Raw genomic sequence first — 1059 nt, forward strand, 5'->3', positions numbered from 1 at the left:
CCTGACGGATCCGCCGTCGTAGACGACGACGTAGTCGGCCATGCCATCGCCGCTGATGTCGCGGAACGTGGACTTGTCGCCGGGATAGCCGGTCTCCCTGACGAAGTAGCGGTGTTCGGTGAAGCCTCCGTGGCCCCGCCCGCCGTTGTTGATGTAGGCGTGCACGGCACCGCGTTTGCCGACCATGAGGTAATCGGCCTTGCCGTCACCGTTGACGTCCGCCAGGCGGAGCTTTTCCCGGGAGCCGTAGAAGACGCCGGGAGCCCAGTTCCGGTGCTCCTTCCACTCCCAACCACCGGTGTCCGACTCGAGGTTGTAGTAGGCGTGGACGGAACCGTTCTCGCCTACCCTGAGGTAGTCGTCGCGGCCGTCGCCGTTGACATCGGCGAACCGGACGGCTTCCTGCGGGACGTTGTCGAGGGTCAAGCTGACCGGACCGCCCCCGGCCCAGACGAGGGTGTCCCCCTTCATGCCGTTGACCAGGTGGACCCTGACAGCCTCTTTGGTGCCCGAGGGAGGGGCCACGACGACGTCGTCCTTTCCGTCTCCGTCGATATCGGCGAAGTGGAGTTTCCAGCCCTTGTGCCAGGTGAGATCGAGGTCGAGGTCGGACTTCACTTCCTTCCAGCGCGGCTGGCCGGGCCGGTCCTCGCGGTTCAGCGCGATGCGCAACGTGCGGTTCTTCTCGTCGATGCGCACGTAGTCGTCGCGGCCGTCGCCGTCGAAGTCCGCGAGGTCGGTGCGGCCCGAAGGGTAGGTCATGCCGGGGGCGATGGCACCCAGCGCGCGCCAGCCCGGTCCGGCCTTGCTTGCGTCGTCGCCAGGGTCCGGCTTGCAGTCGGTGGCCGGCTTCTGCGGATCGGGCTTTTTGATCCAGCCCTCGTCCGCGGCTTCCACGACACCGTCGTAGAAGTCGTAGCCGAGTTTGGCGTAGCCGGTGTTGTCGGGGTGGGAGTCGTCCTGGAGACCGTCGCCGACCTTGACGTCACTGGTGTCGGTCAGCACCACGTGCTTGCCGTGCGCGCGGAGGTCGGAGACGATGCCGGGCAGCTTGGCGTT

Annotated in this window: 1 protein-coding gene; it reads right to left on the reverse strand. The window is 66.8% G+C overall.

Annotated elements, in window-relative coordinates; genetic code table 11:
- The coding region (locus tag ACZ5CR_RS47195) for an FG-GAP repeat domain-containing protein (RefSeq protein ID WP_468870243.1) at positions 1-1059 on the reverse strand (1059 nt) is incomplete at both ends.

Source organism: Streptomyces sp. NPDC031274 (genome assembly GCF_055570235.1).